The organism is Streptomyces sp. NPDC021562 (assembly GCF_040640875.1).
Lineage (GTDB): Bacteria > Actinomycetota > Actinomycetes > Streptomycetales > Streptomycetaceae > Streptomyces.
This window is the reverse complement of sequence record NZ_JBFACN010000019.1, coordinates 13,759-36,184: the sequence shown is the minus strand read 5'-3', so window position 1 is coordinate 36,184 and position 22,426 is coordinate 13,759. Positions and strand designations below refer to the sequence as shown.

The 22,426-nt window shown below is 70.1% G+C and carries 20 protein-coding genes; 11 read left to right on the top strand and 9 right to left on the bottom strand.

Features of this window, described 5'->3' with window-relative positions; translation table 11 throughout:
* Positions 1-44: 44 nt before the first annotated feature.
* A complete protein-coding gene (locus AB0G52_RS27465) occupies positions 45-524 on the bottom strand; it encodes a MarR family transcriptional regulator (protein ID WP_361339614.1) in 480 nt (159 codons plus the stop codon).
* Between the two features lie 75 nt (positions 525-599).
* Positions 600-1,382, bottom strand: coding sequence for an IclR family transcriptional regulator (locus AB0G52_RS27460; protein ID WP_361339611.1), 783 nt, complete (start codon positions 1,380-1,382; stop codon positions 600-602).
* 159 nt (positions 1,383-1,541) lie between these two features.
* Between AB0G52_RS27460 and AB0G52_RS27455 the strand changes: the two genes are divergently transcribed.
* Both AB0G52_RS27455 and AB0G52_RS27450 read left to right on the top strand, forming a co-directional pair.
* Positions 1,542-2,252 (top strand): CoA transferase subunit A, encoded by a 711-nt coding sequence (locus AB0G52_RS27455; protein ID WP_361339608.1) that lies wholly within the window; start codon positions 1,542-1,544, stop codon positions 2,250-2,252.
* 22 nt (positions 2,253-2,274) lie between these two features.
* Positions 2,275-2,913: a 3-oxoacid CoA-transferase subunit B gene (locus AB0G52_RS27450; RefSeq protein WP_132891003.1), complete on the top strand. Its 639-nt coding sequence runs from the start codon at positions 2,275-2,277 to the stop codon at positions 2,911-2,913.
* Between the two features lie 49 nt (positions 2,914-2,962).
* Here AB0G52_RS27450 and AB0G52_RS27445 read toward each other — a convergent pair whose 3' ends face one another.
* Positions 2,963-3,709, bottom strand: a complete 747-nt coding sequence (locus tag AB0G52_RS27445; RefSeq protein WP_361339604.1) for an SDR family oxidoreductase — start codon at positions 3,707-3,709, stop codon at positions 2,963-2,965.
* Between the two features lie 188 nt (positions 3,710-3,897).
* Between AB0G52_RS27445 and AB0G52_RS27440 the strand changes: the two genes are divergently transcribed.
* Complete coding sequence (locus tag AB0G52_RS27440; protein WP_361339601.1) at positions 3,898-4,515, top strand: TetR/AcrR family transcriptional regulator; 618 nt, start codon at positions 3,898-3,900, stop codon at positions 4,513-4,515.
* 67 nt (positions 4,516-4,582) lie between these two features.
* Here AB0G52_RS27440 and AB0G52_RS27435 read toward each other — a convergent pair whose 3' ends face one another.
* On the bottom strand, positions 4,583-4,939 hold the full coding sequence (locus tag AB0G52_RS27435) for a helix-turn-helix domain-containing protein (protein ID WP_132891000.1): 357 nt from the start codon (positions 4,937-4,939) through the stop codon (positions 4,583-4,585).
* Between the two features lie 148 nt (positions 4,940-5,087).
* On the opposite strand from AB0G52_RS27435, the gene AB0G52_RS27430 reads away from it, so the two are divergent.
* Both AB0G52_RS27430 and AB0G52_RS27425 read left to right on the top strand, forming a co-directional pair.
* Entirely contained in the window at positions 5,088-6,119 is a 1,032-nt protein-coding gene (locus AB0G52_RS27430; RefSeq protein ID WP_361339598.1) for a zinc-binding alcohol dehydrogenase family protein, read from the top strand.
* 125 nt (positions 6,120-6,244) lie between these two features.
* Entirely contained in the window at positions 6,245-8,278 is a 2,034-nt protein-coding gene (locus AB0G52_RS27425; RefSeq protein ID WP_361339595.1) for a right-handed parallel beta-helix repeat-containing protein, read from the top strand.
* A 140-nt stretch (positions 8,279-8,418) separates the two neighbouring features.
* On the opposite strand, the gene AB0G52_RS27420 is transcribed toward AB0G52_RS27425, so the two are convergent.
* A complete protein-coding gene (locus AB0G52_RS27420) occupies positions 8,419-8,841 on the bottom strand; it encodes a helix-turn-helix domain-containing protein (RefSeq protein ID WP_132890997.1) in 423 nt (140 codons plus the stop codon).
* Between the two features lie 103 nt (positions 8,842-8,944).
* Between AB0G52_RS27420 and AB0G52_RS27415 the strand changes: the two genes are divergently transcribed.
* Entirely contained in the window at positions 8,945-9,823 is an 879-nt protein-coding gene (locus AB0G52_RS27415; RefSeq protein WP_132890996.1) for an alpha/beta fold hydrolase, read from the top strand.
* On the opposite strand, the gene AB0G52_RS27410 is transcribed toward AB0G52_RS27415, so the two are convergent.
* The 3 genes from AB0G52_RS27410 to AB0G52_RS27400 form a co-directional block, all read right to left on the bottom strand.
* Positions 9,805-10,359 (bottom strand): dihydrofolate reductase family protein, encoded by a 555-nt coding sequence (locus AB0G52_RS27410; protein WP_361339591.1) that lies wholly within the window; start codon positions 10,357-10,359, stop codon positions 9,805-9,807. The genes AB0G52_RS27415 and AB0G52_RS27410 overlap by 19 nt on opposite strands.
* Positions 10,360-10,400: 41 nt before the next feature.
* The gene (locus AB0G52_RS27405) at positions 10,401-11,120 is read right to left on the bottom strand and encodes a helix-turn-helix domain-containing protein (protein ID WP_132890994.1); all 720 of its coding nucleotides are present in this window, start codon (positions 11,118-11,120) and stop codon (positions 10,401-10,403) included.
* Between the two features lie 67 nt (positions 11,121-11,187).
* Positions 11,188-11,799 carry a GNAT family protein gene (locus AB0G52_RS27400; RefSeq protein ID WP_361339588.1) on the bottom strand — a complete coding sequence of 204 codons (612 nt, stop codon included), beginning with the start codon at positions 11,797-11,799 and terminating at the stop codon, positions 11,188-11,190.
* A 240-nt stretch (positions 11,800-12,039) separates the two neighbouring features.
* Here AB0G52_RS27400 and AB0G52_RS27395 point away from each other — a divergent pair, with 240 nt between their 5' ends.
* The 3 genes from AB0G52_RS27395 (at position 12,040) to AB0G52_RS27385 (ending at position 18,139) form a co-directional block, all read left to right on the top strand.
* Positions 12,040-15,678 (top strand): Ig-like domain-containing protein, encoded by a 3,639-nt coding sequence (locus AB0G52_RS27395; protein ID WP_361339585.1) that lies wholly within the window; start codon positions 12,040-12,042, stop codon positions 15,676-15,678.
* 98 nt (positions 15,679-15,776) lie between these two features.
* Positions 15,777-16,736, top strand: coding sequence for a class I SAM-dependent methyltransferase (locus tag AB0G52_RS27390; protein ID WP_361339582.1), 960 nt, complete (start codon positions 15,777-15,779; stop codon positions 16,734-16,736).
* A gap of 227 nt (positions 16,737-16,963) precedes the next feature.
* Positions 16,964-18,139 carry a macrolide family glycosyltransferase gene (locus AB0G52_RS27385; protein ID WP_207921831.1) on the top strand — a complete coding sequence of 392 codons (1,176 nt, stop codon included), beginning with the start codon at positions 16,964-16,966 and terminating at the stop codon, positions 18,137-18,139.
* Positions 18,140-18,210: 71 nt separating this feature from the next.
* Here AB0G52_RS27385 and AB0G52_RS27380 read toward each other — a convergent pair whose 3' ends face one another.
* Positions 18,211-18,972 carry an SDR family NAD(P)-dependent oxidoreductase gene (locus tag AB0G52_RS27380; RefSeq protein WP_132890990.1) on the bottom strand — a complete coding sequence of 254 codons (762 nt, stop codon included), beginning with the start codon at positions 18,970-18,972 and terminating at the stop codon, positions 18,211-18,213.
* A gap of 183 nt (positions 18,973-19,155) precedes the next feature.
* On the opposite strand from AB0G52_RS27380, the gene AB0G52_RS27375 reads away from it, so the two are divergent.
* Both AB0G52_RS27375 and AB0G52_RS27370 read left to right on the top strand, forming a co-directional pair.
* On the top strand, positions 19,156-20,004 hold the full coding sequence (locus AB0G52_RS27375; protein WP_361339578.1) for a helix-turn-helix transcriptional regulator: 849 nt from the start codon (positions 19,156-19,158) through the stop codon (positions 20,002-20,004).
* 111 nt (positions 20,005-20,115) lie between these two features.
* Complete coding sequence (locus AB0G52_RS27370) at positions 20,116-22,383, top strand: glycosyltransferase family 39 protein (protein WP_361339575.1); 2,268 nt, start codon at positions 20,116-20,118, stop codon at positions 22,381-22,383.
* Positions 22,384-22,426 lie beyond the last annotated feature (43 nt).

Genomic DNA, 22,426 nt, shown 5'->3' with positions numbered 1-22,426 from the left:
CGCGGACGCGGTCGGGGCAGCAGGCGTACAGAGAGGTGAACCGGTCAGGCGGAGTGGTCGCGCAGGCGCCGGGTGAGCGCCTCCAGCGCGCCGAGGGCCGAGCCGAGGGCACCGCGGTCGCCGTCGGAGAGGGTGCGCAGGACGGTCGCGAGCTGCGCCGCCGCGATGTTCTCCACCTCGCCGATGCGCTGACGCGCCAGGGCGGTGACGAACAGACGCGCCACGCGCCGGTCGGCATCGTCCCGGTGCCGTTCGAGCAGCCCCGCCTCGGTGAGGCGGGTGACCAGGGTGCTGACGTTGTTCGGCACCATCCGCAGCGCCTCGGCAGCCTTGTGGACGGTGGCGCCGTCGTGCTCGGCGACATACTGCAGAAGGGCCAACTGCCGCTCAGGCAGCGGGGGATAGGGCAACTGCCGGTCGATGCTCTGCCTGAGGTGCCGGTTCAGCGCGGGGAGGCACGCCACGAGGCCGGTGGCCACCTGGTCGACGTCCTGGCTCCGGTGAGCCTCGCTGATTCCGGTCACGTCGCCAAATTACCTATGAAGAGATACCTATGTCAAAAGAGTGTTGTCGCCGGGAAGTCCTCCCGTGCAGAGGCCTCAGTGACGAGTCCCCGCACCGGTGTTCAGCGTGCGGCCGAGCGCATGCGCCTCGCGCAGCAGGAGCGCGCCCAGTTCAGGTCTGCGCTCGGCGCGGAACCGCGTCTCCACACCGGTCACGGTCAGCGCCCACCGGGGCTGCCCTGCATGGTCGAACACCGCCGCCGCCATGCCCCAGCTGCCTTCCACGACGAGTCCGGGGTTCACGGCGTAGCCGTCGATCCGGGTCCGGGCGATCCGCTCCCGCACCGCGTCCGGCGCGTGCGCCGGACCCCACCGCTCGACCAGATCCCCGCCTGCCAGGTAGGCGTCGATCTCGGCGTCGTCGAGGAACGACAGCACCGCCAGGCCCGCGGACACGACCCCGAGCGGGAAGCGGGCGCCCTCGTAGAGCACGAACGAGCGGATCGGGAAATCTCCGTCCTCACGCAGCAGGCACACCGTCTCGTCACCCCGCCGGGCCGAGAAGAACGCGCTCTCCCCGGTCAGGGCAGCCAGCCGGTGCACGCTCTCCCGCGCGTGGCGAGTGATGTCGTAGCGACTGCCGGCCACCCCGCCGAGCAGATACAGCTCGGGGCCGAGGAACCAACGCCCACTGCGCCGGTCGCGGTCGACGAACCCCTCGTCCGCCAACGAGACCAGGAGCCGATGGACCGTCGGCCTCGGCAGGCCCGTCGCCCTCGCCAGTCCAGCGGTGCCCGCACCGGCCTCGTTGACCGTCGACAGCGCGCGCAGCAGCGCGCCCACCCTGGCGACGAGGTGGGCTCCCGGGGTGCTGTCCATGCCCTCATCGTACGTTCACTGAGTGGACGCTCCAGGCGGCCCCCGCTCGCCCGGCAACCGGTTCCGCCCATCCGAGGATTTGTTTCTTGCTCCTTGCAGGCGCGGCAGCGTTGACTCGGACGCTCAGACAGTGAACGCCCCAGGCGGGAGGTGGACGAGGTGAGCAAGCTGCGCACGACGGCGGAAGAGGCCTTGGCGGGTGTCCTGACCGACGGGATGACGATCGCGGTCGGCGGGTTCGGTCTCTGCGGCGTCCCGTACGACCTCATCGAAGTCGTACGGAACAGCGGGGTCACCGGGCTGACGGTCGTGTCCAACAACATGGGGGTCGACGGCAAGGGACTCGGTCTGCTGCTGGAGAACCGTCAGGTGACCAAGGTGATCGCGTCGTACGTCGGCGAGAACAGGCTGTTCGCCCAGCAGTACCTGGACAAGGTTCTCGACGTGGAGTTCTCCCCGCAGGGCACGCTCGCCGAACGCCTGCGCGCCGGCGGAGCGGGCATAGCGGCCTTCTACACGAGGACCGGCGTGGGCACGCCGATCGCCGAGGGCAAGCCGCACGCCGAGTTCGACGGACACGTCCATGTCCAGGAGCGGGCGATCGTCGCCGACCTCGCACTCGTGCACGCCCACACCGCGGACCGGGCGGGCAACCTGACGTACCGCGCCGCCGCGCGCAACTTCAACCCCCTCGTGGCCACGTGCGGCCGGGTGACGGTGGCCGAGACCGAGCGACTCTCCGAGGAGTTCATCGACCCCGAATCGGTCACCACCCCCGGCATCTACGTGAGCCGTCTGGTGGTCGCGCGCGAGCGGGTCAAGGAAGTCGAACAGCGTACGGTCCGTCCTCGCGTGACCGTCGAAGCATAGGGAAGCATAGGAGCGACGGATCGTGCCCCGCACACGCGACGAGATGGCCGCGCTCGCGGCCGCCGAACTCAACGACGGCGACTACGTGAATCTCGGCATCGGCATCCCCACCCTCGTGGCCAACCACATACCCGACGGCGTCCAGGTGACCCTGCAGAGCGAGAACGGCATCCTCGGCCTCGGCCCGTTCCCCTGGGAGGGCGAAGAGGACGCCGACGTCATCAACGCGGGCAAGCAGACGGTCACCGTCAACCCCGGCGCGAGCTTCTTCGACTCCGCGACGTCCTTCGGCATGATCCGCGGCGGCCACATCGACATCGCGATCCTGGGGGCCCTGCAGGTGAGCGCCCAGGGCGACCTCGCGAACTGGACCATACCCGGCGCCCTGGTGAAGGGCATGGGCGGCGCCATGGATCTCGTGGTCGGCGCCCGCCGCATCGTGGTGCTCACCGACCACGTCGCGAAGGACGGAAGTCCGAAGATCGTCGACGACTGCACGCTGCCGCTGACCGCCGCCGGTGTGGTCGACCGCATCATCACCGACCTCGCCACCATCGACGTGGGCAGGGACGGCCTGCATCTGAGGGCGCTTGCTCCCGGCGTCACCGAGGAGGAGGTCCGGGCGAAGACCGGTGCCTCGCTGCGACCGACGCCACGATGAGTCGACAGGCCGGTGGGCCCGAGGCGGACCGCCGGGAGCACGCGCTCGGTCAGATCTGGCTGGCGCCGCCGTCCACGTAGATTTCGGCGCCGGTCATGTAGCTGCTGGCGTCGGAGGCGAGGAACAGCACGGTCTCGGCGATCTCCTCCGGGCGTCCGAGCCGGTTCAGCGGCACTCCGGCGGCGAGGTTCTCGAGGAGCCGCTCGGCGGATACGGGGTCGCTCGCCAGCCCGGTGAGGCCGGGGGTCTCGACCGGGCCGGGCGCGATGCTGTTGACGCGGATGCCCTGGGCGGCGAGTTCGGCGGCCCAACTGCGGGTGAGCGAGCGCAGGGCGGCCTTGCTGGCGGCGTACACGCCGAACGACGGGGCGCCCTTGACGTCGATGTTGGAGCTGGTGACGATGATCGAGGAGCCGGGCCTGAGCAGGGGCAGCGCCTTCTGCACGGTGAACAGGGTGCCGCCGACGTTGGTGTTGAACGTCTCCGCGTAGTGTTCCCAGGTGACGTCGGGCAGCGCGGCGAACGATCCGCCTCCGGCGTTGGCGAACACGATGTCGAGGCCGCCGGCTTCCGCGACGATGGCGAACAGCCGGTCCAGGTCGCCGAGGTCCGCGACGTCGGCGCGGACCGCGGTGGCCCGCTCGCCGATCGAGGCCGCCGCGTCGTCCAAGGCCTCCTGGCGGCGTCCGGTGAGGAAGACGTTCGCCCCTGCCGCGGCCAGTCGCCGGGCGGCGGCCAGGCCGATGCCCGAGGTGGCCCCGGTGACGAGGGCGGTCTTGCCGTCGAGCTGTCCCATGATGGTTCTCCGTGCGTGGACGTGCTGGTCACTGGGTCGGATGCCGGTCCGGCGGGGGCGCTCGCCGTGCTGTTCCACGAGGACCGCTCCATTTCCGTACCGTTCGATACCGAATAACGAGGGGCCCACGCCGACTATTCCGTACCGACCGGTTAAGATTGAGGGGACGCCTGAGAACGGGGGCGAGCATGGCGGAACGGGGCAGGCCCCGCGGTTTCGACGCGGACGCGGCGCTCGACCGTGCGGTGGAGGTGTTCTGGCGCCAGGGCTACGAAGGTGCGTCCCTCAGCGACCTCACCGACGCCATGGGCATCAACCGGACCAGCATGTACGCCGCGTACGGCAACAAGGAAGAGCTGTTCCGCCGTGCCGTGGCCCGCTACGCCGAGGCCGAGATGGCCTACGCCCGCGACGCGCTCACCCGGCCCACCGCGTACGCCGTCATCGAGGCCTTCCTGCGGGCCAACGCCGACGCGCTCACCCGCCCCGGCCGCCCGCCCGGATGCCTGTCCGTCCAGGGCGGCCTCGCCGAAGGCGGTGACAACGGCCATGTCGCCCAGTTCCTCGCCCAAAGCCGCCTCACCGGGGAGCAGGCACTCGCCGACCGGCTCGCCCGAGCCGTGACGGAGGGCGACCTGCCCCCGGGCACCGACCCGCTCTCCCTGGCCCGCTACGTCATGGTCGTCAGCGAGGGCAACGCCGTCCACGCGGTCGCGGGCGCGGACCGTGCGGCACTGCACGCCACCGTGGACATCGCGCTGCGCGCCGTCCCGGGGCACGGCGGTGGACATCCCGGGCCCCGGTGAGGCCGTCAGCACGACCGAACGGCGCGCTGCACGGCGATACGCCGCGCCGCAGGTCCCCCTCCCGGGGCTACGCGATCTCGTCGATGTGCTCCTCGACCCAACTGCGCAACTGCGCCAGCGGGCGGGCCACGCTGCGGCCGAGGTCGGTGAGCGCGTACTCGACGTGCAGCGGCACGGCCGGGTAGATCGTCCGGTCCACGAAGCCCTTGTCCTCCAGGCGGCGCAGCGTGTTGGTGAGCACCTTCGGGCTCACCCCTTGCAGACGCCGTTGCAGCGCCCCGAAGCGCTGGGGGCCGTCCTCCATCGCGCCGATGGCCAGTGCCGACCACTTGTTGGCCAGCAGGTCGAGCACCTCGCGGCACGGGCACTGGGCGGCGTAGACGTCGTGGTGGTCATGGTGTTCGGTCGCGCACAGCGTCACCATCGGTCCGGTCTTCCTTCTCTCCGCTTGCCTTCCTCAGCAGGTTACTTCCTTATGGGAAGTAGGAGTCCTTGCGGGTTACCACCCACAGCGAGTTACGTTCCTGTCGCAGCGGCGGCCCGCCCGCTGCGACCTGAAGAGGAGTGCAGACATGAGCCGGATCCCGCAGAGCATGCCCGCCGTCGCCTACCGCAAGAGCCTGCCCGCCGATGACGCGGAGAGCCTGCTGGACGTGACGCTGCCGGTGCCGGAGCCAGGACCGCGCGACCTGCTGGTGCAGGTCGAGGCCATCGCGGTCAACCCGGTGGACCACAAGGTCCGGCAGAGCAACGATCCGGGCGGCGAACCGAAGGTCCTCGGCTGGGACGCCGCCGGCACGGTCGTCGCCGTCGGCGACGAGGTGACGTCGTTCACGGTGGGCGACGAGGTCTTCTACGCCGGGGTGATCGACCGGCCGGGCGCCAACTCCCGCTTCCACGCCGTGGACGAGCGCCTCGTCGGTCGCAAGCCCGCCGCCCTGTCCTTCGCCGAGGCCGCGGCGCTGCCGCTGACCTCGCTGACCGCCTGGGAAGGCCTCTTCGAACACCTCGGGCTGCACGACGGCGCCCTCAGGCAGACCGGCACCCTGCTGGTGACCGCGGCCGCCGGCGGTGTCGGCGCGATGGTGTCCCAGCTAGCCCGCGCGCTGACCAGCCTGACGGTGGTCGGCACCGCGTCCCGCCCGGAGACCACCGAGTTCGCCCGCCGCATGGGCGCGTCCCACATCGTCGACCACCACAAGCCGCTCGCGCCACAGGTGGCCGAGGTGGCGCCCGGCGGAGTGGACTTCGTCTTCAGCACCGCCGGCACCGAGCAGAACCTGGCCGCCTACGCGGAGATCCTCAGGCCCTTCGGGCGGGTCGTGGCCATCGACGACTTCGGACCCGCCGAGATCGGGCTGCTGAAGTCCAAGAGCCTCTCCTTCCACTGGGAGTTCATGTTCACCCGGTCGTTGCACCGGACGGCCGACCAGGCAGAACAGGGCCGCATCCTGAACCAGATCTCCCGTCTGGCGGACGCCGGCATCCTCACCACCACGGCCACCACCGATCTCGGCACCATCAACGCCGAGCACCTGCGGGAAGCTCACCGCATCCTGGAGTCGGGCCGGGCCATCGGCAAGATCACGCTGAGCGGTTTCTGACCCCGTTGCTCGGGGCGCCATCGCCGGGCACGGCACCGACCGCCGACGTCACCCACCGGATTATTGATCCGATGTTTCTGTCTCTCGGCATTGACGTCTCATCGCCGCGCTTCTACGTTTCCCGCATGTTTCCAACAAGTCGGCAAGTGCGCGTCGTGCGGCCCGCCCGCGCGTTCCGCTTATTCATCGGACCTTACAGGGTCGGCGCGGCCTTCCTGTGCACGCTGCTGGCCGTCGCGGCGCTCACCCTGCCCGCACGCGCGGCGAGCGCGGTCACCTTCTACGTCTCGCCCGGCGGCAGTGACAGCAACCCGGGGACCAGCTCGGATGCTCCCTTCCGGACGCTGACCAAGGCCCAGGCGGCGGTCCGGGCGATCGACAAGTCGACGTCCGGACCGATCACCGTGACCTTGGCCGGTGGCGTCTACAGGCTGGCCAGGACACTCACCTTCACGGCCGCGGACTCCGGCGGCGGTACGGCCGGCACCGTCTGGTGGAAGGCGGCGTCCGGACAGTCCCCGGTCATCAGCGGCGGCGTCCAGATCACCGGCTGGGCCCGGACCGGCGCGGGCAGCGGCATCTGGTCCGCCCCGGCCCCCGCCGGCCTGGACACCCGGCAGCTGTACGTGGACGGCGTGCGCGCCCAGCGTGCCACCGGCGCGCTGCCGGTGTCGGTGAAACAGACGGCGACCGGATACACCACGGCGTCCGGTGACCCGATGGCAGGCTGGCGCGATCCCTCGGCCATGGAGTTCGTCTACCGGGGTGGACTCGGGCTGTGGACCGAGCCGCGCTGCCCGGTCGCCTCGGTCACCAGTACCGCCATCACCATGGCCCAGCCCTGCTGGAACAACTCCACCCAGCGCGTCATGCGTACCGACGGCTCAGGCCGCACCTACAACCTGGTCGGCCGCAAGTCGATCACCGAGGCGCCGACGGCGGTCGAGAACGCCTACGAACTCCTCGACAAACCAGGTGAGTTCTACCTGGACAAGAACGAGCACCGGTTCTACTACATACCCCGTTCCGGAGAGGACCTGACCACCGCGGACGTCGAGGCACCCGCGCTCGACACGCTGGTGGCGACCTCCGGCAGCGCCTCGGACGAACCCACCCACCTCGGCTTCCAGGGCATCCAGTTCAGCTACGCGAACTACACGACCTCCAACACCGGTACCGGCTTCTCCGAGATCCAGGCGACGTACCAGGTCACCGGAACCACCGGCTACGCCACCCAGGGGCTGTGCCAGTTCGTGCCAGGGGGCACCTGCCCCTACGGCAACTGGACGAAGATGCCCGGCGCGCTGCGGTTCACCTACGACAAGAGCATCCACTTCGACCACGACTACTTCGTCCACCTCGGCGCGGCCGGACTGGACCTCGGCGACGGCTCACAGAACGACTCGGTCACCGCCTGCGTGTTCACCGACATCTCCGGCAACGGTCTCGACCTGGGAGGCGTGGACATCCCGCAGCCGACCGGCTCGGCACAGCACACCAGCGGGATCACCGTGAAAGACAGCCACTTCTACGACACCGCCGCCGAGTACCACGGCGGGGTCGCCATCGACGCCGGATACATCGAGACGTCGACCATCACCCACAACCAGATCGACCATGTGCCCTACACGGCGATCTCCATCGGCTGGGGCGGCTGGCCCGACAAGGTGAGCCTGCCCGCGCAGCCGAACTACTCGAACAACAACACGATCTCGAACAACCTGATCCACGATCACATGTCACTGCTCGGCGACGGCGGTGCCGTCTACACCAACGGCATCACGGGCACCTCGCTGGCGAGCGGCGAGAAGGTCACCGGCAACGTGGTCCACGACCAGCTCAACACCTCCGGCGGCCATGTCCTGTACACCGACAACGGTGCCACCTACGTGTCGATCCTCGGCAACGCGGTGTGGAACATCAACGTCTCGCCGTGGGGCAGCAAGCACGTGAACTACACCGCCGGTGACGGTACGTACGACCCCACGGACATCGAGGGCAACTACTGGCCGAACGGCCCGTCCGACTACGACACCAAGAAAGTCCTGATACAGGACAACCACGCCGTCACGGGAGCGGCCCAGGTTCCGGCGAGCATCATCGCGGCGGCCGGCGTCGAGTCGCCGTACCAGGGGATCCTCTCCTGGCAGCCGGCCTGACACGAGCGATGCACACCCGGCGTCGGGCGGGGGAGCGGTCCGCCTCCGCCCGGGGCAAGCCGACAGGCCCTCACCGGAGCCCCGAGGGACCGGTGTGGCGGGCGGTCCCGTCAGGACGAGGCCGCCCGCCGTTCCCTGCATCAATGCGCCTGGGGCGTCGAGGACCGGTCGGCGGCCCGGTTGTTGCGGTCGATCTCCGGCATGTGCGTCTCGGCCCACAGCCGCAGGACGGAAAGCGGTCCTTCAAGGGACTGGCCCAGCTCGGTGAGACGGTAGTGCACGGCAGGGGGCACGGTGGGCTCCACGCGGCGCGCCACCAGGCCGTCGCGGGCGAGGCTCTGCAGCGTGGCGGACAGCATCTTCTGCGAGATGCCCGGGACACGGCGCCGCAGCTCCGCGAACCGGACCTCGTGCGGGGACTCCTCGGCCAGCACCTTGACCGTCAGCGACGTCCACTTGGTGCCGATGCGGTCGAGCAGTTGGCGGGTCGGGCAGCGCGGGTCCAGCAGGTCGCCCCGCTCACCTGGCCGCCCGCCCTGTCCGTCGGAACCCGACGTGGTCACCTGGAGCTCACCACCTGAAGGGAAAGTGCCGCCTTGGGCGAGACAGGCTAGTTCCCTACGGTGACCTTGTCACCTCTCCATACCAGTCCACGGGAGTCCCGCCATGCCCGAACTGCGCCGCGTCGCCGTCAACGGCGTCGAACTGAACGTCGCCCTCGCCGGAGCCGGCCCGGCCGTCCTGTTGCTGCACGGTTTCCCGCACACCTGGCAGGTGTGGACCGACGTCATGGCCGGCCTGTCGGGCCGCCACCGCGTCATCGCGCCGGACCTGCGCGGCTTCGGCGCGAGCGGCCCCGCCGCCGGCGGGTACGACGCGGGCACCCTGGCCGAGGACGCCGCGGCGCTCCTCGCCGCGCTCGGCGTGTCCTCGGCCGCCGTGGTGGCCGTCGACGCCGGCACTCCGCCGGCCTTCCTCCTCGCCATGCGCCACCCCGGCCTCGTCCGGCGCCTGGTCGTCATGGAGTCCCTGCTGGGGCGGCTGCCCGGCGCCGAGGACTTCCTCTCCGACGGGCCGCCCTGGTGGTTCGGCTTCCACGCCGCAGCGCCAGGCCTCGCCGAGACCGTGCTGGAGGGGAACGAGGCCGCCTACGTCGACTGGTTCCTGCGGGCCGGCACGCTCGGTGACGGGGTTCGCCCCGACATCCGGGACGCCTTCGTCCGCGCCTACACCGGCCGGGAGGCGTTGAGCCGCGCGTTCTCGTACTACCGGGCCCTGCCCGAGAGCGCGGCACAGATCGAGCGGGCGGTCGGTACGGCCCGTCTGACCGTACCGACGATGGCGCTGGGCGCCCGCCCCGTCGGCTCGGCGCTGGAACGCCAACTCCGTCCCGTCACCGACGATCTCACCGGACACGTCATCGAGGACTGCGGCCACATCATCCCGCTGCACCGGCCCGAGGCCCTGCTCGCCCTGGTGCGCCCCTTCCTGGCCGGCTACGACACGCGCCGAACTCCGAGCAGTGCTCAGCGCGCCGGACGGTAGGTCGCGATGATCACTCCGCTGCTGGTCGGCTGGGCGCTCACCAGTTCCAGCCGCTTGAGGGCGGCATCGTCGGCGAACAGCTTCTTGCGGCCCTCGCCGGCCACTACCGGGTGGATCAGCAGCACCAGTTCGTCCAGCAGGTCCTGCTCCAGCAGCGAACGTACCAGCGTCGGGCTGCCCGCGACGGTGATGTCCTTGCCCTCGCCCGCCTTGAGCTCCTCGATCGCGGCCGTCAGACCGCCGCTCACGAGCGTGCTGTTCGCCCAGTCCTCGACGCTCTCCAGGGTGGAGGAGACGACGTACTTGGGCGAATCGTTGATCCACTTGGCGAAGCCGGCGTCCTCGCCGCTGGTCACCGTCGGCCAGTATCCGGCCCACTCGGTGAAGGTCACCCGGCCCAGCAGAATCGTGTCGGCCGTCTCCAGCACCTTCCCCAGGGACGCGCCCATCTCCTCGTCGAAAGCGAACTGCCACTCGTTCGGCGACTGGACGACGCCGTCGAGCGAGACGAACAGACCCGAAACGACCTTGCGCATGATTCCTCCGTGATGAGATCCCGTGGGCTACGTCAGGAAAACTACGCGGGCGCCGTGTCCGAGGTCTTGTACAGAAGCGACAGGGGCTCCGTCCCGTCCGGAGAGTTCAGTTGAGTGGCGGTACGGCCGATGTACCGCGACAGGGACCGCGCCAGATGCGGCTGGTCGAAGTAGCCCAGCCGGTGCACGACATCCTGGGCCGACGCACCGTCCTGGATCAGCAGCGCCGCCTCGCGGGCGCGGTGGATCTGCCGGACGGCGCCTCGCGTCAGGCCCGTCGCCGCGACGAAGCGGCGCTGAAGGGTGCGTTCCGAGACATCGGGGGCAGCGCCGTCGAGCACGGCGGGGACGATCGGGTCGCATTCCACGACGCCCTCACGCACCATGCGCCGCACGAACGCCTCCGCGTTGTCGTAATCGGGCGGATGCCAGGCCGAGCCCTTCAGCCAGACGGAACGCCGCGTCACGTCGGGTATCTCCGCGCTGCTGCCCACGAGCCGGCTGATCGGGACGTGGGGCATCGAGGTGCCGAGGGCAAAGCTGATGCCGAAGAACGTGGCGTTCTCGGGTACGGGGGCCAGGCATGCCGTGGGTTCCGGACCCAGCACGGCCGCATGGACCCGGCCGTGGTGCTCCCAGAAGACGAGCTCCCAGTGCGATGTCGCGATCGACGTCATCCGGCCCACTTCGTCGCTGCGACTGCGCCACACCCGCTCGATGTACGGCAGCTCCGACGGCCTGCTCTCGATCTCCAGACCCAACCGGAGGCCCTCCCGTACACCGCTGCCTGAGCCGCCAGTGTGCCACGTCGCCCGGACGGCCGGGGGCTCACCCGAGTCCGTGCTCCCGTGACCGGACGTCACCCGTCGAGCGGCCGTCGGTCGGCGTTGCCGCCGGGTTCCACTCGCGGCGCAGGAGGCCGAAGACCCAGGAGTCGGAGACGTCGCCGTTGACCACGCAGTTCTCGCGGAGGGTGCCTTCGTGGACGAAACCGAGTTTCTCCAGGACCCGGGCGGAGGAAGGGTTGCGGGTGTCCGCCTCGGCCTGCACGCGGTTCAGGTCCAGGGTGTCGAAGGCCCACCGCAGGACGGCGTGCGCGGTCTCCGTGGCGTAGCCGTGACCCCATGCGGTGGCATCGAAGATGTAGCACAGGGAGGCGCTGCGGAAGTCCGGGTTCCAGCTGTTCAGGCCGCACCAGCCGAGGAACGCGCCGTCAACGACGCGGTCGACGGCCAACCGCGCCCCGGTGCCTTCGGCTTCGATCGTCCGGCAGGTCGTGATGAAGCGCTGGGCGCGGGCCGGTTCGGTCCACGGCGGGGAGTCCCAGTAACGCAGCACGTGGGCGTTGCTGTGCAGGGCGTAGAGCGGCGCGGCGTCGGCGTCGGCGAACGGTCGCAGTCGCAGGCGGGGCGTGTGCAGTTCAGGGGTGGGCAGTGCCATAGGGCGCATCCTGCCGCGTCACACCTGCTCCCCGCCATTCATTTGTCCGGACGTTCGGGGCGTGCGGCCCGCATATACATCGGACCACTCGTCGGCATCTTCGACCCCTCAGGAGTCAACTCCCTCTGTTCTCCCGTGCATTTCGTTGACAGACATCGGATCTCCTCTCCATACTCACGGCCCAGTAGCAGACATCGGTAGCCGCCGCTCGTGCAGTGTTGATGGCCAAGGAGAGCTGATGTGAGACGTCACCTAGCGGTCATACCCGCGCTCGCGATGATCGGGGCCCTCACCACCGTCCCCGCGTTGGCCGCGGACGTCGGGCCGTCCGTCCATCACGGTTTCACGGTGCCGCAAGCGGTGCTCGACCATCTCCGCCAGGACGACTGGACCCAGCTCCAGAAGATCCTTTCCGGCATCTCCGGTTCGGTGACGTCACCACTGAAGATCGGCGACGTGGACAAGGGCAGCTACACGACCGGCCAGCTCATGGGCAACGGCGACATCGGCGCCGTCGCCGCGGGCGTGTCCGACACCTCGCAGCAGTTCTACTTCGGCAAGAACGACTTCTGGGGCACGCTGCACGCGCAGGGCAGCTCCGTCAAGGACAACGCGGGCATCCTGTCCGGCGGCGGGCTGGACGTCTGGCCGACCGGCACGGCGGGTACCGACGCGGCGAGCGCGTTCTCGATGCGGCAGGACATCCTCAACGCCCAGGTCACCATGGACATGCAGCTCAAGGACGACCAAGGTGCCGACGCGCCGCTCCAGTTGGACTCCTGGACCGCCGACACCGCGAACGTCTTCGTCACCGAGATCCGCAACAACGGCACCGGGCCGGTGACGCTGAGGATCAAGCAGTGGGTCCCGGCGATGGCGTACGCGAACTCCAGCGCGACCGACCTCACCGACGCGCAGAAGACCTACCCGTACACCGGGGGAGTGGACACCTCGCAGGCCGGTCCCGTGCTGTGGACGACGCGGGACAGCACCACCACCAACACGAGCGGCTATCGCAGTCGGATGGCGACCGCGACGACCGTCGTCGGCACCGAGCTCGCGAACCCACGCGAGCAGATCGAAGCGAACGACTACTACGACAGCAACAAGGGCAGGTACTACAACTCGCTGGGCGAGTCCGGGAACGTCACCGTCGCGCCGGGCGCCACCACGTCCCTGGTCACCTACCTGAGCAGCAGCAGCGGCGACTACAACACGATCAAGAGCGTCACGGACGTGCAGAAGGACGCCGTGGACGGGGTACGCGCGTATGCGTCGCAGGGCGCCGTCGACCGCCTCAAGGCCGAGCACCGGGCATGGTGGAAGGACTACTGGCTGCGCAGCTACGTCCAGTTCGCCGATCCGGAGGTCGCTCGGTACTACTACGGATCGCTGTACGTGCTCGGCAGCTCCAACCGGCCGACGAGCGCCAACGGGAAGGTGAATCCGCAGAATCTGCCCGGCTCGATGTACGGCGAGTGGGTCCCCGCCGACAACGTGGGCTGGGGTGGCCGGTACTTCCTCAACTACAACCAGCAGGCGCAGTACTACGCGGCGGGCTCGAGCAACCGCATCGACACCGAAGTGCCGTACAACCGGGTCATCGCCTACGACCTGCCGTGGCAGCGGAACAACGCCGCCGCACAGGGCCACGACGGCGCCGTGCACGTACGGACGCTGTCCCCCTTCCACCTGCTCGCGAGCGACCAGCCGGCACTGAACCCGAAGGCACCCGTACCGGTCTACGGGTTCAGCTCGGGGTCCACGGACCAGAAGTCGAACGGCTTCTTCGCCGCGATCAACATGCTCTCCTCCTACGAGTACACACTGGATGATCAGTACCTGCGCACCGTGCTCTATCCGTACCTCAAACAGCTGCTCGACTTCTACAGCTCCTACGTGCTGAAGCAGGACGACGGGAACGGGCAGTACCACTACTCGGTGATCGGCTCCTCGATCCACGAGGGCGACGCCGCGGACATCAACCCGGATCTCGACATCGGCGCCATCAAGTACCTGTCGACGTTCCTGTCCGCGCATGCGCGGGAGATGGGCGAAACCCAGGGCACCGTCGCTCGGTGGAAGGACCTGGCAGAGCACACGGCGTTCCCGGAGGCCGAGCTGCCCCAGGGCGTCTTCTCCGCCAACAACAACGACGACTTCGTCCCGACGCTGACGGCCACCGACTACCAGTCGCCGAACCAGGCGCACGTCGACATGATCGAGCCGGGCGACCAGCCGGTCGAGCTCGAGGGCGTGGTCTTCCCCTTCGAGAACGTGCAGCAGCTCGACGGCGACCCGGAACTGCTCGGCAAGGTCCGCAACACGCTCACGTACATGAACTCCTGGGCCGCCACCGGGTTCGCCGGCTGGAACAGCCAGAACAACGGCTTCCCCAAGGTGTTCCCGATCGCGGCGCACGCGGGCTGGCCCGCGGCCGACCTGCTGACGAAGTTCAAGACGGCGCTCAGGGCCAAGGTACGAACCAGCAACCTGACCTACTACGGCAGCGGTGGCGCGGTCGAGACCGTCGGCGCGATGGAGGGCGTCAACGCGATGCTGCTGCAGAGCAGCACCACGCCCCGGATGCCCACGACCCTGTCGGTGTTCCCGAACTGGGACCGGACGCAGTCGGTGAGCTACGAGCGGCTGGGCGCGAAGGGCGCCGTCGAGGTGTCGAGCGCGTTCGACGCGGACAAGGGCTCGGTGTCCTACGTGGACCTGACCAGCAAGCGGAACGGGAAGATCGCGCTGGTCGACCCGTGGGCCGGCGGCCGCCCCGTCATCCAACTGGTCAACGCCGACAACACGCTGGGCGCGCGCGTCGACTACGACGTGCGGGGCGGCAAGCTCGTGTTCGACGCCGAACAGGGCAAGCGGTACATGGTCATGGTCGACACCAGCGACCACGCCCACACCGTCACAGGCATCACGCTGTCCACGTACTCGACGACACTGGTCTACGACGGCACGCACCGCCGCGCCCCCGCGGGCACCGGCACCGTCACGGCCGCGCTCGAGGGCGGCAAGCCGGGCGACACGGTGGTGTGGAGGTCCTCGAACAGCCACGTCGTGAAGGTGACCGGGTCCGGCAGGACGGCGACGCTCCAGGCGGTCGGCACCGGCGGCGGCAAGGTCGCGAACGTGACGATCACCGCGCGCGCTGTCGAGCACGGCGGCCTGTCCGACGACGGGGTACGCCAGACGATGCACGTCAAGGTCGCCGACGCGTCCACGGTCCCCACCGGACTGCGGCTGCTCAGCCCGCCGGAAGCGACGATCTACGGGCCGGCGTCCACCAGTGCCGACACGGACAAGGTGACCGGCACGAACCGGCTCCAGCTCACCGCTGCGGTGTCGCCTGCCAACGCCTACGACCGGCGGATCGCCTGGCGGTCGAGCGACCAGAACGTGGCGATGGTCGACAAGAACGGGCTCGTGATCGCACGAGGGGCGGGCACGGCGACCATCACCGGCACCAGTACGGCCGGCCCGAGCCTGCCACCGGTCACGACCACCGTGACGGTGACCTCGTCAGGAGCGGACTCCAGCGGGTACGGCCCGTTGGCGTCGGTGCTCGCCGCGGCGAAGAAGGTCTCCGCGTATGCGGGCGACACCACCGGAGCCGGCGGCTTCACGCGGGTCTCGACCAGCCAGGACTGGGAAGGACTTCAGGAACGCTTCCAGATGGCGTACGTCAACGCCTTGGGCGTGAATGCCCGTTATTCCGGCTACTCGGCGGTGAACATCAGCGAGGACACCGCCTACTTCGCGGCCGTCGCGCTGAACGAAGCGATCAAGGCGATCGACCCGGCCCTCGCCGTCACCCTGCCGGACAGGACCGCCCCGGCCGCGGCGATCGCCGGCGCGCAGAAGTGACCGCGGACCACTTCGCGACCCAGCGGGGCGCTGCGCGAGCCCACGTCCTCTTCTCGCCGAAGTGGGGCGAAGCGGGGCGTGGTGTTGAATGTGGCTCCATGAGCGAGAGCGGGCGGGCGGCGAGCCGGACGGCGGTGCTGGTCTGTCAGGGGCGGGCGGTCGCGGACGGAAGGGCCGCTGCCGGCCGGTTCGCGGACCCGGTGGCGGTACGGCTGCTGCGCGACGCGGAGCGCGGACCCGTGGACGAGGTGCGCACGGACACTCCGCCGCAGGGCTGGCAGGCGCGCACCGTGTACGAGAGTGTGCGGGCGTGCGCCGAGGTGGTCGTGCCGCGGACGGTGGCGATCGACGAGGCCCTGCGCGCCCGCATGACGGATCAACTGGTTGTTCTCGGCGCCGGTCTGGACACCCGCGCCTGGCGTATGCCCGAGCTCGCCCGGACAGACGTGTGGGAGGTCGACCATCCGGCCTCCCAGCGGGACAAGCGCGCACGCCTGACCGAGGCCGCGCCGACCCTGCACGGAGCGGGCGAGGGGAGTCCCCTCGCCGCCGGGCTTCCGCCCGTCGCCCGTTCGGTGCGGTTCACGCCGGTCGATCTCGCTGTCGACGATCTCGGTGCGGCGCTGGAGGCCGCCGGGCACGACCCGTCAGCGCCGACGACATGGCTGTGGGAGGGCGTCGTCCCGTACCTCACGCGCGACGAGGTGCGCGCCACGGTGGCCGCACTCGCCGCCCGGACGGCGCCGGGCAGCGCACTCGTCGTCAACTACCAGGCGCCGTCAGCGAAGGCGGCCGCGGGGCGGCTGCTGGCACGCGTACTGGGCAGTTCCGTCACAGCGGGCGAGCCGTGGCGTTCGCTGTGGACGGCCCAGCAGACGTCAGCACTTCTCGCCGAGTACGGCCTGTCGGTGGTGTCGGACGACGACCTCCTCACCCTCGCTCAGTCGCTCGGCAGCCCGGCGCGCGCCAGGGCATCCTTGCGATCGGGCCGCGTGGCCGTCGCGGAAAGCCGCCGCTCGACCAGGCGATTCGGTTCGGACCAGGACGGGGGCGAGTGAGAGGGCTCTCCGGGCGACGGCCGCCGGAAAACCAGGTGCTCCGCAACCTGACGGCGGGTTAGGGTCATGGCCATGTTCTTCCTCCAGTTCTACGGCTGACACGGCCGGGCAGCGCTCCGCCCCCCCGCCCTTCGCCGTGCGCATGCCTGCGTCCGAGGTCCTCGGAGAGGCCGGCGCACGGGATTGCCGTGCCCCTTCCGCCGTAGACCTGAATCGAGTGATCGCCCATGTCCCGTCGCCGTGCTCACATCGCGATGGTCGGTATCCCTGTCGTCAGCCACGTCCTGCCCAGCCTTGAGATCATCCGCGAGCTGGTGGCACGCGGCCACCGTGTGACCTACGCCAACGACCCGGGGGTGGCCGACCTCGTCACCGCCACCGGCGCCGAACTGGTCGCCTGCACGTCCGTGCTGCCGGTCGCCGACAACAACTGGCCCGACGACCCCATCGCCGTGATGGACCTCTTCCTCGCCAACGCCGTCCAGGCGCTGCCCCAGTTGCACGCCGCCTACCACCACGACCCGGCGGACCTGTACCTGTACGACATCGGTGCGTACGCCGCGCGCGCCCTGGCGGAGACGCAGGACCGGCCCCTCCTGCAGCTGTCCCCGACGTTCGTGGCCTGGGAGGGCTACGACCGGGACGTCGCGGCCCACCTGTGGCACCTGCCGGGTGCCGACGCCTACCGGGCGAGGTTCGCACGCTGGCTCGCCGACTGCGGGGCGTCCACCACCGACGTGGACGCCTTCTCCGGCCGGCCCGCGCGGACCCTGGCCCTGATCACCCGGGCCATGCAGCCGCACACCGACCGGGTCGACACCGGCACGGTGACCTTCGTCGGACCCTGCTTCGACCCGGCGGCGGGCACCGCCGACTGGGCCCGTCCGGCGGACGCACAGAACGTGCTGCTGGTCTCGCTGGGCTCGGCATACACCCGTCAACCGGAGTTCTACCGCCACTGCCTGACGGCCTACGGCGACCTCCCCGGCTGGCACGTCGTACTCCAGATCGGCAAGTACACCGACCCGGAGGAACTCGGCGACATCCCGCCCGACGTCGAGGTGCACTCCTGGGTCCCGCAGCGGGCGATCCTGGAGCAGGCGGACGCCTTCGTCACCCACGCAGGCATGGGCGGCTGCGGTGAGGGGCTGCTGGCAGGCGTGCCGATGATCGCCGTGCCGCAGGCGGCCGACCAGTTCATGAACGCCGACCGGCTCGTGGAACTGGGCGTGGCCCGCCGCATCGACACCGCCGAAGCCACCCCCGAGGCCCTGCGGACGGCCCTGCACGAACTCGTCACCGACGCGGAGGTGGCCCGCCGCTCGGCGCTGTTGCGCGCACGGGCGCGCGCCGAGGGCGGCACTCTGCACGCCGCCGACCTCATCGAGAACATGCTGACCTGACCCCTGCCCACCGCAGCCCGGGGCTGGCGGGGCGGCACTTCCCCCGGCCGAGATCGGAGGGGAGGGAGGCGTCAGCGCCGGCGGCCGGGGAGCATGGTCAGAGCCTGGGAGCGCTGTGCGACCAGGTCGTCGTAGGTGCCGTCGCGTTCGGCCCAGCGGTGCATGAGGACGCCCTTCACGAGGATCTCGTGGGGGGTGGGGTCCTGCGCGAGCAGGTCCATGACCTCGGTGGCGAAGCCGTCGAGCGGCAACGCGTGCGGGTTCACCTTCTCCTGCCCTGCCGTGGCGACGGCCGGGGGTACGAGCTCGACGACGCCGACACCGGTGCCGTCGAGCTGCGCGCGCAGCGCCTCGGAGTAGGCGTGCACCGCGGCCTTCGAGGCGGCGTAGGTGGGCATGGGCGGGAAGGGCAGGAAGGCGATGCCGGAGGTGACGGTGATGAAGGTGCCGGCACCCCGCCGGACCAGGTGCTCGGTGAAGGCGTCGATGACCCGGACGGTGCCGAGCAGGTTGGTGTCGATCGTCGTCTGCGCCGCCTCGAAGTGCGCGGGGTCGCGCAGGTCCTCCAGGAGCATGACGCCCGACATCGTCACCACGGTGTCCAGCTCGGGATACCGGGCGAGCACGGTGTCACGGGCGGCGGCGACGGAGGCGCTGTCGGTGACATCGATGCTGATCGTGCCGAAGCCTTCTGCGGCGAGTTCCGAGAGTGCCTGCGGGCTGCGGCCGCCGACGGCCACGGCGCTGCCCGCCGCAGCGAACCGCCGGGCCAGCTCCCGCCCGATGCCCGAGGTCCCGCCGACGACGAGAACGGTCCGGTTGGAGAGATCCACGAGGTCTTCCCTTCAGTCCAGGACGCCACCGACGTGCCGCAGGCTCGCGGTGCACGCGGCGACGCTCTCTGTCTCTTTCACCACGCAGTCTCGACGGCACCGGCCAGGTGGGGGAGAGCCCCCGTCTTCCCTGGTCCTGACAGGGCCCCCTCTGGGACACGCGCACCGCATTACGGTGTCGACATGAAGGACGAGGACGCAGGTAACCGGCTCGGCAGCTATCTTCGTGCCCGGCGTGAGCTGGTCTCCCCGGCGCAGGCCGGAATCCCGCCCGGCGGCAACCGCCGCGTGCCCGGCCTGCGCCGTGAGGAAGTCGCCCTGCTCGCCGGAATCAGCCCCGACTACTACCTGCGCCTGGAACGGGGACGCGACAAGAACCCCTCACTCCAGGTCCTCGAAGCGCTCGCGCGCGTCCTGCGGCTCGACGACATCGAACAGACGTATCTGCTCGGCCTCGCGGCAGCACGCCCCAGGAAGCCCCGCCGGAAGCGGCCCGAGCACGTACCGGCGCGGGTGCACGAACTGCTGGCCCACCTTCAGATCCCTGCGTTCGTCGAAGGACGAGCGTTCGATGTGCTGGCCTCCAACCCCATGGCCGTCGCGCTCTCCCCCCGCCTGCTGCCCGGCCAGAACCGGCTGCGTTCTCTCCTCCTTGACCCTGAGGAACAGGCCTTCCACCAGGACTGGGCGAAAGCCACCGCCGACTTCGTCGCCGCCCTGCGCACCACCATCGGGGACGACACCGACAACCCCCGGTTCGTCGAACTCGTCGGAGAACTCGCACTGTCCAGTCAGCGGTTCCGTACCCTGTGGGCCCGTCACGACGTCCGCAGTCTCGACGGAGGCACGGCCACCGTCCACCATCCCGTCGTCGGCGAACTGCGCCTCCATCGCGACAAACTCCCCATCGACGACGTCATCCTGGTCGTGTACTACCCCGACAAGGACAGTGACAGCGACGAAAAACTGAAGCTCCTCGCCGCACTCTCACCGGCCGATTTTATACGGCAGGCAATGAACGGTTCTCCGTAGTCTGAAGTCCCGTCAGCATCAGTTAAAGGGATCTCCTGATTCTCATGAGAATTTTCTTGAACCTGGCTGCACGGGCGTTGCGGGCGCGCGTGGTGTCGAACACTGCTGTGCATGCCTACGACTGTTCTCGACCGGGCCGTACCGATGCGTGTCGGCCGTCGTGCGCCGTGGCGGTCCCCCGGTGACCAACCGGCGTACGCGCGCCCTGCGCTGCTGGTCATCACGGTGCTCGCCGCCGTGTTCTACACCTGGGGGATCGGTCACAGCCAATACCACGCGTTCTATGCGGATGCCGCCCGGAGCATGACGGAGAGCTGGAAAGCCTTCTTCTTCGGCTCCTTTGATCCGGGTAATTCCATCACGCTCGACAAATTGCCGGGATTCCTCTGGCCGCAGGCACTGTCCGCGCGGATCTTCGGATTTCATCCGTGGGCGCTGACTCTGCCTCAAGTCGTCGAGGGGGTGGCGAGCCTGCTGGTGCTGCACCGGCTGGTGCGCCGCTGGTCCGGGATCCACGCGGCGCTGATCGCCGACACGGCGTTCCTGCTGACGCCGGTGGCGGTGGGGCTCTTCCGCACCTCGGTCGAGGACCCGGCCTTCACCCTGTGCATGCTGCTGGCCGCTGAGGCCGCCCAGCGTGCCGCCCGGGACGGCCGGCTGCGCCCGCTGGTGCTCTGCGGCGTGTGGGTGGGAGTCGGCTTCCAGGCCAAGATGCTGGAGGCGTGGGTGGTGCTTCCGGCGCTCGCCCTGGTCCATCTGGTGTCGGCGCCCGTCACGCCGCGCAAGCGGCTGGCGCACCTCGGCGTGGCCGCGGTGGTGATGACCGCGGTGTCGGCGTCCTGGATGCTCGCCGTCAGCCTCACCCCCGCCGAGGACCGGCCCTACGTGGACGGCACCACCAACAACTCCGCGTTCAGCATGGTGGTCGGTTACAACTTCCTGAACCGCTTCTCCTCGCTCGGCATCAGCGCGGCCTCCACCGGCAGCGTGAGCGCCACGCAGGGCGGCGCAGGTGACCACCGCGGACGGCAGGCGGTGGGTGGGGCCGGCGGCAGCACGAACCGCTCCAACGGCACCGTCGGCCTCGAATCGCGTCACCGTTTCGGCACGCCGCCCGGTACCGGCACGTACCCCCGCATCGGTAGAGCCGGCGCGCAGGACACCCAGGGCCGGTTCACGGGTGTGCAGGCGGCTGCCGCGCGGCAGGGCGGCGGTGCCGGTGGTGGTCAGGACGGCTGGGCGAAGATGTTCGGCACGTCCCTGGCCACCCAGACCGGCTGGCTCTACCCGATCGGCGCCGCCGCCGTCATCTGCGGTCTGCTGTGGCGCCGGGGCCGGCCGCGCACCGACGGCATCCGAGCCGGGTTCCTGCTGTGGGGTACCTGGCTGGCCATGTACTTCCTGGTCTTCAGCGCGGGCAGTGTCGGCGGCCACACGTACTACATGGGCGTGATCGCGGTCCCGCTCGCCGCGCTCACCGGTGGCGGCGTCGTGCAGATGTGGCGCGCCCATCAGATGGGCGGTCGTCGGGCCTGGGCGCTGCCGGGCGCGGTGGCGGCGACGGCGGCCTGGAGCGTGTACCTCGCCTCCCGGTTCCCCTCTTTCCTGCCGTGGCTGGCACCCCTGGTGGGCGTGCTGGGGCTCGCCGCCATCGCCCTGTTGGCGCTGGCCCGCTCCGTGCGCACGCCGTCCGGCGGCCGACTCGCCCTCGCCGGGCTGGCGGCGGCCCTGGCGGCGGTGCTGATCGCGCCGGGCGCGTGGGCGGTGCAGGTCTTCAACCCCTCGTACGGCAGCACCGGCATGGGGGCGGTCGGCCCGTCCGGCATGGACCGCGGCCACGGCTCGGTCACGTCGGCCAGCGGTCGGCGCGGCGAACTGCTCTGGGGCGGCGCCACGATGCGTGCCGGGGCGGGATCAGGGGCCACCGGCCGGGGCGGCTACGCCGGTTTCGGCGTCCAGGCGGCCGACGGACGACTCACCGCAGACCAGCAGAGGCTGCTGGGTTACACGACAGCGCACCAGGGTTCGGCCGAGTACGTCTTCGCGACCACGGCGTGGAACTCCGCGTCCCCCTACATCCTCGGCACCGGCGCCCACGTCCTGCCGCTCGGCGGGTTCACCGGCCAGGTGCCCTTCCCTACCGAGACGCAGTTCCGCCAACTCGTGGCTTCCGGCGAACTGCACTTCGTCCTGGTGGGCGGCGGCCGGAGCACGGGCGCCTTCTTCGGCGGCAGCGGATCCACGGCGACCACAGCCACGGCGCGGATCACCCACTGGGTCCAGTCCTCCTGCACCCGCGTCCCCGCTTCTGCCTACGGCGGCACGGAAACCGCCGACACCACCACCCAGAACCTCTACCGGTGCGGCACCGGCCAGTGATCTCACCGTGGCGGTGCACGCCGAAGCCGAAGGCAATGTGGCG